8 protein-coding genes, 1 tRNA gene and 3 rRNA genes are annotated in these 17,082 nt (G+C 48.2%); 11 read left to right on the forward strand and 1 reads right to left on the reverse strand.

All coding sequences use genetic code 11. The features are described 5' to 3' along the window. Nucleotides 1-7 precede the first annotated feature (7 nt). The 3 genes from MKX68_RS14455 (at nucleotide 8) to ligA (ending at nucleotide 5,756) form a co-directional block, all read left to right on the forward strand. Nucleotides 8-703 carry a heptaprenylglyceryl phosphate synthase gene (locus MKX68_RS14455; protein WP_340912532.1) on the forward strand — a complete coding sequence of 232 codons (696 nt, stop codon included), beginning with the start codon at nucleotides 8-10 and terminating at the stop codon, nucleotides 701-703. 462 nt (nucleotides 704-1,165) lie between these two features. Then, entirely contained in the window at nucleotides 1,166-3,520 is a 2,355-nt protein-coding gene (gene pcrA / locus MKX68_RS14460) for a DNA helicase PcrA (protein WP_340912534.1), read from the forward strand. A 214-nt stretch (nucleotides 3,521-3,734) separates the two neighbouring features. Next, nucleotides 3,735-5,756, forward strand: a complete 2,022-nt coding sequence (gene ligA / locus MKX68_RS14465) for an NAD-dependent DNA ligase LigA (protein WP_340912536.1) — start codon at nucleotides 3,735-3,737, stop codon at nucleotides 5,754-5,756. Between the two features lie 128 nt (nucleotides 5,757-5,884). Here ligA and MKX68_RS14470 read toward each other — a convergent pair whose 3' ends face one another. After that, nucleotides 5,885-7,258 (reverse strand): molybdopterin-dependent oxidoreductase, encoded by a 1,374-nt coding sequence (locus tag MKX68_RS14470; protein WP_340912538.1) that lies wholly within the window; start codon nucleotides 7,256-7,258, stop codon nucleotides 5,885-5,887. A gap of 710 nt (nucleotides 7,259-7,968) precedes the next feature. On the opposite strand from MKX68_RS14470, the gene MKX68_RS14475 reads away from it, so the two are divergent. The 8 genes from MKX68_RS14475 to MKX68_RS14510 all read left to right on the forward strand — a co-directional run bounded on the left by MKX68_RS14475 (nucleotide 7,969) and on the right by MKX68_RS14510 (nucleotide 17,043). Further along, nucleotides 7,969-9,521: ribosomal RNA gene (locus tag MKX68_RS14475) — 16S ribosomal RNA — on the forward strand. A 108-nt stretch (nucleotides 9,522-9,629) separates the two neighbouring features. After that, nucleotides 9,630-9,705, forward strand: a tRNA-Ala gene (locus MKX68_RS14480). A gap of 211 nt (nucleotides 9,706-9,916) precedes the next feature. Beyond that, nucleotides 9,917-12,842: ribosomal RNA gene (locus MKX68_RS14485) — 23S ribosomal RNA — on the forward strand. Between the two features lie 144 nt (nucleotides 12,843-12,986). Next, nucleotides 12,987-13,103 (forward strand): 5S ribosomal RNA (gene rrf / locus MKX68_RS14490). Together the 16S, 23S and 5S rRNA genes with 1 tRNA gene alongside form the textbook arrangement of a ribosomal RNA operon. A 179-nt stretch (nucleotides 13,104-13,282) precedes the next feature. Next, nucleotides 13,283-14,458, forward strand: coding sequence for a GNAT family N-acetyltransferase (locus tag MKX68_RS14495; RefSeq protein WP_340912540.1), 1,176 nt, complete (start codon nucleotides 13,283-13,285; stop codon nucleotides 14,456-14,458). Nucleotides 14,459-14,926: 468 nt separating this feature from the next. After that, nucleotides 14,927-15,388 (forward strand): CtsR family transcriptional regulator, encoded by a 462-nt coding sequence (locus MKX68_RS14500; protein WP_036607135.1) that lies wholly within the window; start codon nucleotides 14,927-14,929, stop codon nucleotides 15,386-15,388. A 31-nt stretch (nucleotides 15,389-15,419) separates the two neighbouring features. Beyond that, nucleotides 15,420-15,944: a UvrB/UvrC motif-containing protein gene (locus MKX68_RS14505; protein ID WP_340912545.1), complete on the forward strand. Its 525-nt coding sequence runs from the start codon at nucleotides 15,420-15,422 to the stop codon at nucleotides 15,942-15,944. A 28-nt stretch (nucleotides 15,945-15,972) separates the two neighbouring features. Beyond that, on the forward strand, nucleotides 15,973-17,043 hold the full coding sequence (locus MKX68_RS14510) for a protein arginine kinase (RefSeq protein WP_340912547.1): 1,071 nt from the start codon (nucleotides 15,973-15,975) through the stop codon (nucleotides 17,041-17,043). Nucleotides 17,044-17,082 lie beyond the last annotated feature (39 nt).

The following is a 17,082-nucleotide window of genomic DNA, read 5'->3' on the forward strand; positions in this document are numbered from 1 at the left end:
ATGTTCGTTGATAGACATGATTAAGCAGTGGAGACATGTATTTAAGCTTGACCCAGACCGGGAAATTACGGACGAAGAACTCGATCTGGTCTGTATGTCGGGGACCGATGCAGTTATCGTTGGCGGATCTTCGGGGATTACTTATGATAACACGGTAGACCTGATGTCCCGTGTGCGTCGTTATGAGTTGCCATGTGTGCTTGAAGTATCCGATCTGGAGGCTGTTGTCCCCGGGTTTGACGGATATTTGATCCCGATGGTCTTGAATGCAACGGACAGCAAATGGATGATTGGGCACCACCAGCAAGCCATAGAGCGTTACGGTTATCTTATCCCATGGGATCTGCTGATTGCCGAGGGTTATATTGTGCTTAATGCAAACTCCACGGTAGCGCGGTTGACTGGTGCAGATACGGATCTGACGACAGGAGCTGCGGTGGCATATGCCCAGGCAGCGGAGCGTCTGCTCAATCTTCCAATTGTATACATGGAGTACAGCGGAACGTTCGGAGATATGGAGCTTGTTGGTGAGACACATAGACAATTGGAGCGGGCACACCTCATCTACGGCGGCGGAATTGATGATCCGGAGAAAGCCACGCAAGCTGCCCAGGTGGCAGACACCGTCGTGGTAGGTAACATTGTGTACAGCGATTTGACTAAGGCACTTGAGACAGTGTTGGCTGTAAAAGGAACCAATTAATCGGTTTAGTTTACCATTCCCCCATTTTCCCCTTATGATCTGTTAAAATAGAACTTTGCCCTTACTAATTAAAGAAGTTATATGAGCGTAATGTCGTTTACACGAGAACGAAGTGTTCTCTCTTGTAATTTAACTACCCTTAAATATAAGCTAAACTAATTCTTACACTAGAACGAAGAGGACAGAAATAAGCTGGAGAAGCGAAGCATTCGCCTTTATTTCCGGTTTTTAACCTCTTACCAACAAATCGTATACAGGATTATGTTTACACGGAAACGGAGAGTGCAGAAGCAATCTGAAGAAACGAAGTGTTCGTATTTATCACCGGATTTTCCCTTTATTAAAGGGAATCAAAAAATTTGGGGATAACGACGATCGGAAGATGCTGCTGCAATCGAAGTCCAAGTGTAATGGATAGATCAGGTATACCGACCAACCAACCAACGAAAGGAGCATGCATGCATGCAACCTGTAAATATACATGATGCCGTTGCACGGCTTAACACCCCTCAACGGCAAGCCGTCGAGGCGACGGATGGCCCGCTGCTGATTATGGCCGGAGCGGGCTCCGGCAAAACCCGGGTGCTGACACACCGGATTGCCTACCTCATTGCAACACGGAAAGCGCCCCCGTGGGGCATTTTAGCGATTACCTTTACAAACAAAGCCGCTCGTGAGATGCAAGACCGGGTTTCCCAACTCGTAGGTGGCTCCCAGGGCCGCGACATTTGGGTATCCACGTTCCACTCCATGTGCGTGCGAATTCTGCGTCGTGATATTGAACGTATTGGCTTTACCTCCAACTTCAGTATTTTGGACTCATCGGACCAATTATCTGTAATTCGCAGCTGTATGAAAGATCAGAATATTGATACCAAGAAATTCGAGCCCAAAGCAGTTCAATCGATGATGAGCACGGCCAAGAATGAACTGATTAGTCCGGAGCAATATGAGAAGCAGGCAGGAGATTATTTCGAGGGTATTGTAGCGAAGATATATAAGATGTATCAGAAACGGTTAAGAGCCAACAACTCACTTGATTTCGATGATCTCATTATGCAGACTATTCAACTGTTCAAGGAAGTACCGGAAGTCCTCGACTTTTATCAAAAGAAATTCCAGTACATTCACGTGGACGAGTATCAGGACACGAACCGTGCACAGTACATGCTGTGCCGCATGCTCGCTGACAGTCACCACCGCATCTGCGTTGTAGGGGATAGTGACCAATCGATCTATCGCTGGCGCGGGGCGGATATCAGCAATATCCTGAATTTTGAGAAAGACTATCCAGAAGCAAATACGATTTTGCTGGAGCAGAACTACCGTTCAACTTCCAATATCCTGAATGCAGCGAATGAAGTGATCGGCCTGAATACAGGGCGTAAACCGAAGAAACTGTGGACGGACAAAGAGGGTGGTTCGAAGATCAAGGTATACCGTGCGGATTCCGAACATGATGAGGGGTATTTTGTTACCTCCGAGATTAGTAAAAATGTGAAGAACGGCAAATCCTATCAGAACCATGCGATTTTGTATCGTACCAACGCCCAGTCCCGGGTTATAGAGGAAATTCTGATCAAGTCTGATATTCCGTATCAGATTGTCGGCGGCATCAAGTTCTACGATCGTAAAGAGATCAAGGACATTCTGGCGTATCTGCGCCTGTTATCCAACCCCGACGATGATATCAGTCTCACCCGGATCATTAATGTACCGAAGCGTAGCATTGGTGATACAACGGTAGCGAAGCTTGCGGCTGCGGCAGGAGAGCGTGGTATTTCCATTTTCCGAGTACTTCAGGTTGTGGATGATCTTGGATTTGCAGGCCGTACGCGAAATGCGCTGGTGGAGTTCTATGACATGATCGCTGCGTTGCATCAGATGGTAGAGTATCTGTCTGTAACTGAACTGACCGAGAAGATTCTTGAGATGAGCCAATATCGTCTTGAGATGCAAAATGAAAACACACTCGAATCTCGTGCACGGCTGGAGAACATTGATGAGTTCCTGTCGGTAACGATGGAATTTGAGAAAAATAATGAAGACAAAACGCTCGTATCGTTCCTCACTGATCTTGCATTGATTGCTGACATCGATAGCATGAACGATGATGAAGAGGATCAGAGCGATGCCGTTACCCTGATGACCATGCACAGCGCCAAAGGTCTGGAGTTCCCGGTAGTCTTTATCGTGGGTATGGAGGAAGGTGTCTTCCCGCACAGCAGGGCCTTTATGGACAATGAAGAGCTGGAGGAAGAACGCCGACTTGCTTATGTGGGGATTACTCGTGCAGAAGAGCAACTTTTTCTGTCGTGTGCCCAGATGCGTACCTTGTTTGGACGTACCACAGCGAATCCGCCTTCCCGCTTCCTGGACGAAATTCCGGATGAGCTGAAGGAAGACACCTCCATGGCTCGTGATCGTTACCGCCGCGGAAGCAGCGGAGGCGGCTCATATGGTGGACGTGGACTAGGTTCTAGTGGAGGAAGTAACTTCGGTGGTGGTACCAAGCTCTTCGATCACCAAAGCAAGAGTGGTTCATCTGCTACCTCATCCACGCCAACTTCGCGTGTGACCACGAGCACGTCTCGCCCAGCATACTCTACGCCATCATCGGCTTCCAAGCCGGTGGCTTCTAATGGTGAAGCAGGATTCAAGGCAGGAGATAAAGTGCAGCATGGCAAATGGGGGACAGGCACCATTGTTGCGGTCAAAGGGACAGGTAATGATACCGAACTGCAGATTGCCTTCCCGGCTCCGGTGGGTGTGAAACGTTTGCTTGCCGGATTTGCCCCAATTACGAAAGTAGAATAAGAACGAAACCTCCTTTTGTACGATAACGGAGAGAACAGAAATAACTTGAAGAAGCAAGGCGTTCGCCTTTATCCCTGGATTTCTACCTTTTAAAATGAATAAAAGAAATCCGGGGATAACAGCGCTCGGAAAGTTATTCTGTTATCGGAGTTCACGTGCAATAGGAGTATTCGTTCTACATATATAGATCAAATTAACGGAGGGATGGCCCTGTATGGACCCGATGCACCGGATGGAGCAACTCGTTACCGAGCTGAACCAGCATAATTATCAGTACTACACGATGGATCAGCCACAGATCAGCGATAAGGAGTATGATCTTCTGTACGATGAACTGGTTACGCTGGAACAGGAAAGCGGCATCGTTCTGCCTGATTCTCCAACACAGCGTGTGGGCGGCGAACTGCTCAAGGGGTTTACCCCGCATCGCCACTTATCCTCCTTATGGAGTCTGGACAAAGCACAGAATATTGAGCAGCTTCGGAGCTGGAATACCCGTGTACTGAAACTGATTAATGACTATAACAGTAAAAATCCCGATACGCCTTTACCGGAACCAGGTTATGTCATTGAGTTGAAGTTTGATGGATTGACGCTCAACCTGACCTACACTAACGGCGAGTTGGTACAAGCCTCTACTCGTGGTAACGGTACGGTGGGCGAAGGTATTCTGGCACAGGTAAGAACGATCAGATCTGTCCCCCTCAAAATTCCTTACACAAGCGGCACGATTGAAGTACAGGGTGAAGGTATCATGAACTTGTCTGTACTGGATCGATACAATGAGACCGCGGCAGAACCGCTCAAGAATGCACGGAATGCAGCAGCGGGAGCACTGCGCAACCTGAATCCAAAGGCGACGGCTGAGCGTCGACTGAATGCTTATTTTTATAACGTAGGTTATTCGGACGACATTCAGTTTGCCAATCATCAGCAGATGATGGACTTCCTGCGTGAGAACCGCTTCAAAGTGAATCCATCCATCACGTACTTCCATGAGTTTGATGATGTGATGGAACAATTGGCTGCGATACAGGAGAACCGGGGTAAGCTGGACTATCTGATCGATGGAGCTGTTATCAAAATTACGGACATGCGCACTCGCGAGGTACTGGGTTATACCGATAAGTTCCCTCGCTGGGCGGTAGCATATAAATTCGAGGCAGAAGAGACCACGACGGTTCTTAATGCTGTAGTATGGAATGTGGGCCGTACTGGCAAAGTAACTCCGCTGGCGCGCGTAGAACCGGTTGAACTTGCCGGAGTAACGGTACAGAACTGTACGCTGAACAATGTCGGCGATATTGAGCGCAAAAATCTGAAGTTTGCTCTGGGCACACGGGTCTTTATTCGTCGCTCCAACGACGTCATTCCTGAAATTCTGGGCAAAGTGACGGAGGAGAGTGATGGCGAGGAGATCGTCTTCCCTGAGCAGTGTCCTGCATGTGGATTCCCGCTGGAGCAACGTGGAGCGCATCTATTCTGTAACAACAGACTGGCTTGCAAACCGCAAACGGTGGCACGTATTTCCCATTTTGCTTCCCGTGATGCCATGGACATCGAGACGTTCAGTGAGAAAACAGCGATTCAGCTGTATGATGAATTGAACGTACGTGAGCCTGCCGACCTGTATACGTTACAGTTTGATGATCTGGTGAAGCTGGAGCGATTTGGGGAAAAGAAAGCGAACAACCTTATCGCTGCGCTTGAGCTTAGTAAAGATAGAGACTTGGCTTCGTTCCTATACTCACTGGGTATTCCGAACACAGGTAAATCGACAACGCGCATGCTCGCTGATCATTACCGTGATCTGCACGCCATTATGAATGCAACTGTGGAAGAACTGGTTGAACTACCCGACGTCGGTGGTATTGTGGCAGAGAGCATCGTAAACTTTTTTGCAGATCCGTTTACACAGGCTGCAATTGAGAAAATGCTCAACTTGGGCGTGAAAGCTCAGGCACCTGAGGCGCCAACCGTTGCTGTTGTGGAAGATTCCTTCTTCAGTGGTAAAACGGTCGTTTTGACTGGAACGCTGCACCAACTGACTCGGGAAGAGGCAACGCAAAGACTGGAAGCACTCGGAGCGAAGGTGACTGGCAGTGTGTCGAAAAAGACAGATTTGGTTGTTGCCGGAGAGAAGGCAGGTAGTAAACTAACCAAGGCCCATGATCTCGGTATTCCAACGATTGAGGATGAGGATGAACTTGTACGTCTTTTGAACCCACAGGGTTAAAGGATGAATTAGCAAAAGAGTTCATATAAGAAAGCCCCCGAAGACACGAATATGTGATCGGGGGCTTTTGCTATTTATCTAAAATATTTTTACAACGAATGGACGCTCACCAATCTTATCTTATGTGATCATGATCCACTTAAATTGTTAGGGATGCGCTGAGATGCGCCTGTAAGCCATGCATCCTTATCATATCCTCGCTCTTCCCAGTAACCGATATGTTCGCTGTCGATGAGTTCAATGCGATTTAACCATTTTACCGATTTATAGGCATACATCTGAGGAATGACGAGTCGTACCGGACCGCCAAGATCAGCCGGGATAGGTTTGCCATCATGCATGACAGCGACCATAATATCTTCCATTTGCGCTTGATCCATCGTAATGGCATCCGTATACACACCGTCACCGGAATAAAACTTCACACTATGAGCTTCCGGTTTGACCCCGGCTTGCTTCAAAAGCTGAGCAAGAGAAATGCCTTCCCAGGTATTCTTATATACAGACCATCCCGTTACACAGTGGAAATCACTAACCTGTACGGTACGGGCCAGCTTCACAAACTGTTCCCAGTTCCAAACCTGTGCCCGTTCAACCAATCCATCGATTCGGAAAGACCAGTTAGCATTGGAGAAGGACGGTATGGGCGTAACCGTATATACGCGGAAATGACCTTCAGCTCCGCCTCCGATGGGAGGAGAGGAAGCAGATAGCGGTTGTGGCAGAGGAACCATACGGTTAGGATCGTTCTCCAGCATGCTATCAATACTATTATCGATCTTGAGATTTCGTCCTACCCAGGATATAAAAGTAGGACCAAGAGTCACGGCGAGACCAACCCCCACGGCAGAACGGATGAAAGCTCGTCGTGTATACAACGGTTGAGGTCGCTCCTCTGATTTGAGGGGATCTCTCTCGGAACTGCGATCAAACCGGGAAGAAGATATAGCAGCCGGAGTTTCTTTTTCATCCGATATTGAATCAGATGGATCAGCTGTATTTTGAACTTGTGTTGAAGTTGTAGTGGTTTTAACTGCACGACGTGCAGGGTCCTTTAACCATTTGGTTCGAGTTATGGAGTGATAGATGATATAAGGTAAGCCCACCCAAGTCAGCAGGTCATGGATCAGAAGTGCAGCATTCGACCATCGAGGTCCAGCCAGCTTGAACTGCCATAATACAATACCCGAGAGTAGCCAGCCTACTAGCAGCGCAAGAACTAAGATGGTGTTCACCCTTTGCCAAGGTCTATTACGAAGCTGTTTCCAGTGCTTTCCGGCCAAAATCAAGTAATATACCACGGGTGCCAGCATAGCTAGCCCAACGATGATATGTAGCCATTTTAACCATACACGCCCAATTCCGAGTATCTCTCGCCAAAAGCCGCCTACCAGCATAAGACCTGATATAGCAAGGATCACAACAATCCAGGCATTCCAAGCATGGATGGAAACCAACTTTTTGCCGTAACCTTTGCGCATGTTCTTCAACCATTGTTTCAAGTGCGATCACCCCATATAGGTTAGTAATGAGTTTATTCAGAACTTTGATATGTAATAGCCAGCTGCAAATGGAGTGCGTTATCGGTGTAAAGGTAATCATACGAGACGATTAACGATTGTTCATAACTACGTATGAAGAAGTACACTTGATTGCTTAGCCTTATCTTTATATCTATATACCTTATTATAGAGTTTTTGGATCACTTTCTTCAAACCAACAGGAGGGCAGGGCTCATTATCCCAATCGGGCACTCTAGCTGACCTTCATCTAGATCCTTATTACGTATGGTTTTAGAAATCAATATTATAGAAAGGACATGTTTCTTTGATAAAGAGTAGCCTTTAATAGGTTCCATCTTTGTTTCAGATATTGTGTTAATGTGTCGCATATAGGCTGAAGGCAAGATACCGTTGTTGAAGATTTATATAATATCAGAGGGGAGATTAAAAATGCTTGCTAAATAAATCGCTACATGATATATTATTTCTTGTCGCTTCAAACGAATGATTGTCATAATCATTTGAAAGGTGACGAAAACAAAGTGTTGACAGTAAGTTAGTTAACATGATATGATAAGATTCCTGTCCGGTTGACAAACATCAACATAAACGGACATACAAGTTCCTTGAAAACTGAACAAATGGATAGTAACTTTTGATTCACAATGAATCGTCAGATTCAAAATGAGCTTATCGCTCTTTTCAATACTTTATTGGAGAGTTTGATCCTGGCTCAGGACGAACGCTGGCGGCATGCCTAATACATGCAAGTCGAGCGGAGTTGATAGGAAGCTTGCTTCCTTGATACTTAGCGGCGGACGGGTGAGTAACACGTAGGCAACCTGCCCTCAAGTTTGGGACAACTACCGGAAACGGTAGCTAATACCGAATAATTGTTTTCTTCGCCTGAAGGAAACTGGAAAGACGGAGCAATCTGTCACTTGGGGATGGGCCTGCGGCGCATTAGCTAGTTGGTGGGGTAACGGCTCACCAAGGCGACGATGCGTAGCCGACCTGAGAGGGTGATCGGCCACACTGGGACTGAGACACGGCCCAGACTCCTACGGGAGGCAGCAGTAGGGAATCTTCCGCAATGGGCGAAAGCCTGACGGAGCAATGCCGCGTGAGTGATGAAGGTTTTCGGATCGTAAAGCTCTGTTGCCAGGGAAGAACGCTTGGGAGAGTAACTGCTCTCAAGGTGACGGTACCTGAGAAGAAAGCCCCGGCTAACTACGTGCCAGCAGCCGCGGTAATACGTAGGGGGCAAGCGTTGTCCGGAATTATTGGGCGTAAAGCGCGCGCAGGCGGTCATTTAAGTCTGGTGTTTAATCCCGGGGCTCAACCCCGGATCGCACTGGAAACTGGGTGACTTGAGTGCAGAAGAGGAGAGTGGAATTCCACGTGTAGCGGTGAAATGCGTAGATATGTGGAGGAACACCAGTGGCGAAGGCGACTCTCTGGGCTGTAACTGACGCTGAGGCGCGAAAGCGTGGGGAGCAAACAGGATTAGATACCCTGGTAGTCCACGCCGTAAACGATGAGTGCTAGGTGTTAGGGGTTTCGATACCCTTGGTGCCGAAGTTAACACATTAAGCACTCCGCCTGGGGAGTACGGTCGCAAGACTGAAACTCAAAGGAATTGACGGGGACCCGCACAAGCAGTGGAGTATGTGGTTTAATTCGAAGCAACGCGAAGAACCTTACCAGGTCTTGACATCCCTCTGATCGGTACAGAGATGTATCTTTCCTTCGGGACAGAGGAGACAGGTGGTGCATGGTTGTCGTCAGCTCGTGTCGTGAGATGTTGGGTTAAGTCCCGCAACGAGCGCAACCCTTATATTTAGTTGCCAGCACTTCGGGTGGGCACTCTAGATAGACTGCCGGTGACAAACCGGAGGAAGGTGGGGATGACGTCAAATCATCATGCCCCTTATGACCTGGGCTACACACGTACTACAATGGCCGGTACAACGGGCTGCGAAATCGCGAGATGGAGCCAATCCCAACAAAGCCGGTCTCAGTTCGGATTGCAGGCTGCAACTCGCCTGCATGAAGTCGGAATTGCTAGTAATCGCGGATCAGCATGCCGCGGTGAATACGTTCCCGGGTCTTGTACACACCGCCCGTCACACCACGAGAGTTTATAACACCCGAAGTCGGTGGGGTAACCGCAAGGAGCCAGCCGCCGAAGGTGGGATAGATGATTGGGGTGAAGTCGTAACAAGGTAGCCGTATCGGAAGGTGCGGCTGGATCACCTCCTTTCTATGGAGAATCGTTTCCTGCAACGGAAACATTCAAATAAGCAGGTTCTTAGAACCTGCAACAGCAACACAGTTACTTATCCATTTGTTCAGTTTTGATGGAATTTGAGGGGCCATAGCTCAGCTGGGAGAGCGCCTGCCTTGCAAGCAGGAGGTCAGCGGTTCGATCCCGCTTGGCTCCACCAAACAATTTCATCTATTTGGCTTGTTCTTTGAAAACTAGATATCGAAACGAAACAAACGCGAATTAGAACATTCCTTTTTAGCTGAACTTGTGCAAACAAGTCAAGTGTATAAAGGTAGTTAAATTGCTTTTGTGATGGTATCGGGTGAAAGCGACTTTTGGCTTTGCGCAAGCAAACCAAGGGAAGCGAGCGACCGAAACCGGAACAAAATGGTTAAGCTACTAAGAGCACACGGAGGATGCCTAGGCGCTAGGAGCCGATGAAGGACGTGGCGAACAACGAAACTGCCTCGGGGAGCTGTAAGCAAGCTTTGATCCGGGGGTGTCCGAATGGGGAAACCCAGCTGGGGTAATTTCCAGTTACTCACAACTGAATACATAGGTTGTGTAGAGGCATACCAGGGGAACTGAAACATCTAAGTACCCTGAGGAAGAGAAAACAATAGTGATTCCGTCAGTAGCGGCGAGCGAACGCGGAGAAGCCCAAACCAGAGAGCTTGCTCTTTGGGGTTGTGGGACGTCTCACATGGAGTTACAAAGGAACCGGTTAAGCGAAGAGGTCTGGAAAGGCCCGCCAAAGAAGGTAAAAGCCCTGTAGTTGAAAGTCTGTTCCCTCCGAGACGGATCCCGAGTAGTGCGGGGCACGTGAAACCCCGTATGAATCCGGCAGGACCATCTGCCAAGGCTAAATACTTCCTAGCGACCGATAGTGAAGCAGTACCGTGAGGGAAAGGTGAAAAGCACCCCGGAAGGGGAGTGAAATAGAACCTGAAACCGTGTGCTTACAAAAAGTCAGAGCCCGTTTTAGGGGTGATGGCGTGCCTTTTGTAGAATGAACCGGCGAGTTACGTTCCCGTGCAAGGTTAAGGTGAAGAGCCGGAGCCGCAGCGAAAGCGAGTCTGAATAGGGCGACATAGTACGTGGACGTAGACCCGAAACCGGGTGATCTACCCCTGTCCAGGGTGAAGGTGCGGTAACACGCACTGGAGGCCCGAACCCACGCATGTTGAAAAATGCGGGGATGAGGTGGGGGTAGCGGAGAAATTCCAATCGAACTCGGAGATAGCTGGTTCTCCCCGAAATAGCTTTAGGGCTAGCCTCGGAAAACAGAGTCGTGGAGGTAGAGCACTGATTGGGTGCGGGGCCCGCAAGGGTTACCAAGCTCAGTCAAACTCCGAATGCCATAGACTTACTTCCGGGAGTCAGACAGTGAGTGCTAAGATCCATTGTCAAAAGGGAAACAGCCCAGACCATCAGCTAAGGTCCCCAAGTGTGTGTTAAGTGGGAAAGGATGTGGAGTTGCACAGACAACCAGGATGTTGGCTTAGAAGCAGCCACCATTGAAAGAGTGCGTAATAGCTCACTGGTCGAGTGACTCTGCGCCGAAAATGTAACGGGGCTAAACACACCACCGAAGCTATGGCTTGATGCTTTGCATCAGGGGTAGGGGAGCGTTGTATAAGGGTTGAAGGTGTACCGTAAGGAGCGCTGGACATTATACAAGTGAGAATGCCGGTATGAGTAACGAAAAGATCAGTGAGAATCTGATCCGCCGAAAGCCTAAGGGTTCCTGAGGAAGGCTCGTCCGCTCAGGGTAAGTCGGGACCTAAGGCGAGGCCGAAAGGCGTAGTCGAAGGACAACAGGTCGAAATTCCTGTACCACCGTAAGCCGTTATGAGCAATGGGGGGACGCAGTAGGGTAGTGACGCGGACTGATGGATGTCCGTCTAAGCAGTAAGGCTGATGTGTAGGCAAATCCGCACATTGTAAGGCTGAGCTGTGATGGGGAGCGAAAATTATAGTAGCGAAGGTCATGATCTCACACTGCCAAGAAAAGCCTCTAGCCAGGTGATGGTGCCCGTACCGCAAACCGACACAGGTAGGCGAGAAGAGTATTCTAAGGCGCGCGGAAGAACTCTCGTTAAGGAACTCGGCAAAATGACCCCGTAACTTCGGGAGAAGGGGTGCCCCGGTAGTGTGAATAGCACGAGGGGGCCGCAGTGAAAAGGCCCAAGCGACTGTTTAGCAAAAACACAGGTCTGTGCGAAGCCGTAAGGCGAAGTATACGGGCTGACGCCTGCCCGGTGCTGGAAGGTTAAGGGGAGTGGTTAGGAGCAATCCGAAGCTGTGAACCGAAGCCCCAGTAAACGGCGGCCGTAACTATAACGGTCCTAAGGTAGCGAAATTCCTTGTCAGGTAAATTCTGACCCGCACGAATGGCGTAACGACTTGGGCGCTGTCTCAACGAGAGATCCGGTGAAATTTTAATACCTGTGAAGATGCAGGTTACCCGCGACAAGACGGAAAGACCCCATGGAGCTTTACTGCAGCTTGATATTGAATTTGGGTACGATCTGTACAGGATAGGTGGGAGCCTTTGAAACGTGAGCGCCAGCTTGCGTGGAGGCAACGTTGGGATACCACCCTGATCGTATCTAGGTTCTAACCTGGTACCGTAATCCGGTGCGGGGACAGTGTCAGGTGGGCAGTTTGACTGGGGCGGTCGCCTCCTAAAGAGTAACGGAGGCGCCCAAAGGTTCCCTCAGAATGGTTGGAAATCATTCGAAGAGTGCAAAGGCATAAGGGAGCTTGACTGCGAGACCTACAAGTCGAGCAGGGACGAAAGTCGGGCTTAGTGATCCGGTGGTACCGCATGGAAGGGCCATCGCTCAACGGATAAAAGCTACCCTGGGGATAACAGGCTTATCTCCCCCAAGAGTCCACATCGACGGGGAGGTTTGGCACCTCGATGTCGGCTCATCGCATCCTGGGGCTGAAGTAGGTCCCAAGGGTTGGGCTGTTCGCCCATTAAAGCGGTACGCGAGCTGGGTTCAGAACGTCGTGAGACAGTTCGGTCCCTATCTGTCGTGGGCGTAGGAAATTTGAGAGGAGCTGTCCTTAGTACGAGAGGACCGGGATGGACGTACCGCTGGTGTACCAGTTGTTCCGCCAGGAGCACCGCTGGGTAGCTATGTACGGACGGGATAAACGCTGAAAGCATCTAAGCGTGAAGCCCCCCTCAAGATGAGATTTCCCAGTATGTAAGACCCCTTGAAGACGACGAGGTAGATAGGCTGGGGGTGGAAGTGCAGCAATGCATGGAGCTGACCAGTACTAATCGGTCGAGGGCTTATCCAATTAGCAAGTTCTAAATCGCATGTTTCGTTTCGAATCTAGTTTTCAGAGAATGATCTCTGAAATGAAAATCGTTACATCACAGAACGTGTGTATGATTTTCAGTTCCATATCTGATTTCAAGAAGCTATGCTTCGACAAATCGCGTTTGGTGGCGATGGCGGAGGGGTTCCACACGTACCCATCCCGAACACGACCGTTAAGCCCTCTAGCGCCGATGGTACTTGGACCGCAGGGTCCTGGGAGAGTAGGACGCCGCCAAGCGAAGAACCACTGCCGATGTTATTCGGTGGTGGTTTTTATTTGTTTATTTAAGGGGATGCGAAAGCATCTCTTATTTGACTTTGTAAGAATCCTCTGACACACTCTAAGGGGTACATATATCACATATCAGGCCATGATTTGGATTGATAATAACTCTAGCGAATGGGGTGTAGGACGACATGGAAATTCAGAAATTGACGGTAGATGATTTTGAACCGGCTATGGCACTCTCCAAATATGCTTTTCAAGTAGTAATGAGTGAGGAACAAAAAGAAAAACGGCGGAGTCAATTTTCGTCACAGGATATATGGGGTGTATATGAGGACGGGCAGCTAGGAGCCAAACTTCACATCATTCCTTTTCAAACCTATATTCATGGCAGATCGTTCGAAATGGGCGGTATTGCGGGTGTAGCCACCTGGCCAGAGTATAGACGCAAAGGCTGGGTAGCGGGTCTGCTGAAGCATGCGTTGGAAGAAATGAATCGTAACAAACAAAGTATATCGTTCTTGCATCCATTCTCTTTTGGTTTCTATCGGAAGTATGGATGGGAGACTTATGTTGAATTTAAACGTTATAAAGTACCTACAGCTCATTTGCCTATGAAAAAAGCGACACCGGGAACAATTCGGCGTGGGGATCCGGGCCTCAGTATTTTAAAGGAAGTATACAGTGCTTATGCTGAGCGTTATAACGGAACTCTGGTTCGGGATGATGCAAGGTGGGAGAATTCAGTTCTTGTTAATGGGACCAGCCAGAAGGCTGTATATTACGATGAAGCTGATGCAGCACAAGGTTATCTTTTATATGAAGTTAAGGAAAATAAATTTACCATTAAAGAGATCATCTATCTGAATGAAGAGGCTAGACAAGGGCTGTGGACCTTCATTGCCAATCATGATTCCATGATTCAGGAAGTTACGTTGCAGGCACCAGCCAGTGATACGCTTGCTTTCCAATTGGATAACCCACGGATTCAGCAAGAAATCGTACCTTATTTTATGGCACGCATCGTTAGTGTGGAGCAGTTTATATCCCAGTATCCATTTGCAAGCCAAGACTCACCAGTGCAAATTGTTCTACAGGTAGAGGATACCCACGCTCCATGGAATGAAGGGGTATGGCAATTAAACGTGGCAATGAATGGAACAGCGTCCATATGGAAAACATCGGAGCCAATTACTGATGATCAGAGTATTAAGTTAGACATTCAGTCCCTTACCGCAGTGCTGATGGGGTATCGCAGACCAACGGAAATGGCACGGATCGGAAGAATTCACGGACCAGAAGCAGCAATCAAGGCTTTGGAACAAGCGATTCCTGAACGGGAAACCTATTTACTCGATTTCTTCTGATGACTATTACTATTCCCACTGCTTCATTTAAACTTGATTGGCTTATATAGAAATACGGCGTGATCGAAAGACAAATGGACTTCTCCAGCAATTTTGGAGAGGTTTTTTTGTGTCTGGGGAATATTTCGTGTAAAATCGTAAAAAATGAATAGTGACCCCACTTGGCAAAACCACAAAATATGCTATAATGGTTATAAAGTCAAAGAAAGTCAAAGTCAACTAAAGGTTTAATACTTAAGTAACTTTCTTTCTACAATCTGATGGATGAGCGCCAATATACGGGATTCATTTCATCGGAGGATCAAGGGAATATTAAAGGACCTTCGTGCTTCCTTCGCTCTCCTGTTGACACCTGTGGAAGCAAGATTCGCTGTTTCCCTGATTGGTTAAATGGGTAGAGAAGGTGTACTCTGTGGGGGCGTGTGGGTCCTTATTGACTTAACGTTTCAGACAGTGGAGGATGATTGGATGCGTAATATCTCTGATATTATCGAACGATATCTGAAGAGTATTTTGCATGAAAGTCCCGAAGGAATGGTTGAAATTCAGCGTAATGATCTGGCAGATCAATTCTCATGTGTACCTTCCCAGATCAATTATGTCATCAGCACACGTTTTACACTCGAGAAGGGATACCTGGTAGAGAGTAAACGCGGCGGTGGTGGTTATGTTCGCATACAGCGCATTGAATTACCGGCCCAATCAGCTCTGCATAATCATTTGCACCATAGTATTGGTGAAGAGATCGGGCAGACAGCTGCCGAAGGTCTGATCTATCAATTGGAAGAAGCGCGCTTCTTGAGCAAGCGGGAAGCCGGGTTGATGCGAGCTGCTGTATCTAGAGAGGTTATATTAGTCAAACTTCCTTACCGGGATCAAATTCGTGCCAGAATGTTGAAGGCGATGTTAATATCTTTGCTCGGTAAATGAAAACTATCGGGGTCAAAGGAGGTACATCAATATGCTGTGCCAAGAATGCAATAAACGTCCGGCGACACTTCATTTTACGAAGATTGTAAATGGAGAGAAGACGGAATTCCATATTTGTGAGTCATGTGCCCGTGAAAAAGGGGAAATGATCCCTGGGACAGCAGGCGGTTTTTCCATTCACAACTTGTTGTCCGGGTTGCTTGATTTTGATCCAGCCGGCAAAAGTGGATCGGCAGGAGCACCACCTGCAAAAGCACTTCAGTGTGAAGAGTGTGGTATGACGTACTCACAATTCAGCAAGATAGGCCGATTTGGCTGCAGTTCATGTTATAAATATTTTGACAGCCGTCTGGACCCTTTGTTCAAGCGGGTTCATGGTAGTACGTCCCATGTAGGCAAAGTGCCTGCACGAGCTGGTGGTCGCATCAAGGTGAAACGGCAAATCGCTGATCTGAAGCGTGAGCTTCAGGAGAGCATCGCCCAAGAGGAATTTGAAGAGGCGGCTCAGATCCGTGACCAGATCAGAGGGCTTGAAAAAGGAATAGCTCAGGAGTAAAGTTTGTCATGAGTAGGAGGGATGCGTAATGCCTAATCTGCGCTTTACAGAGAAGGCGCTCAGCGACTGGATGCGCAGTGATGCGGCTGATTCCGAAATCGTCATTAGCAGCCGTGTCCGGATTGCGCGCAACCTTCAGCATGTTCCGTTTCCGATGCTGGCTTCCAATGAGCAATCGGAAGAGGTGCTGAATAAGCTGAGCGAAGTACTTCAATACGATGACGTTCATGCCTTTGGGGATTTTCATACGTTGGATCTGATCGATATTGACGAACTCGACAAACGGGTGCTGGTGGAGAAACATCTCATCAGTCCAAGTCTTGCGAATGAATCCAGAAATGGTGCGGTTATTCTCAGTGAGGATGAGTCTGTCAGTATTATGATTAATGAAGAGGATCATCTTCGTATCCAGTGCCTCTATCCGGGGTTCCAGGTAAAAGAAGCCTGGGAGAAAGCTTCTGCAATAGATGATGCTTTTGAAGCGCACGTGGATTATGCTTTTGATGATCGCAGAGGATACTTAACCAGCTGTCCTACCAATGTAGGTACAGGTGTCAGAGCATCGGTTATGATGCACCTGCCTGCCCTGGTGATGACGCAGCAGATTGGCCGTATTTTAACCGCAGTTTCCCAAGTGGGATTGACTGTAAGGGGGATATATGGTGAAGGCAGTGAGGCGATGGGGAACCTGTTTCAGATCTCGAACCAGATTACACTGGGACAGACCGAACAGGAAGTTATCGAGAACCTGCACGGTGTTGTGTTACAGATGATTGGTCATGAACGTACTGCCAGAGAACGGTTAATGAGCGACTCCAGACTTCGAATTACGGATCGTGTCATGCGCTCTTACGGCATATTGTCTCATGCAGCTATTGTTGATTCAAAGGAAGCTGCACAGCGCTTATCGGATGTACGCCTTGGCGTGGATCTCGGTTTGTTGGATGGACTGTCCATCACGGTAATGAATGAGTTGAACGTGATGACACAGCCGGGATTCCTGCAGAAAACATTCGGGGAAGATATGCGCACAGATGAGCGTGACATCTATCGTGCTCAGTTGATTCGTGATACGATCAATGCAGCGAAGCAGTCCTAGCTTAGCCTGATATTGTATTGAATTATGGTTTCATGCCGC

It is taken from the genome of Paenibacillus sp. FSL M8-0212 (genome assembly GCF_038004645.1).
Taxonomy (GTDB): domain Bacteria; phylum Bacillota; class Bacilli; order Paenibacillales; family Paenibacillaceae; genus Paenibacillus.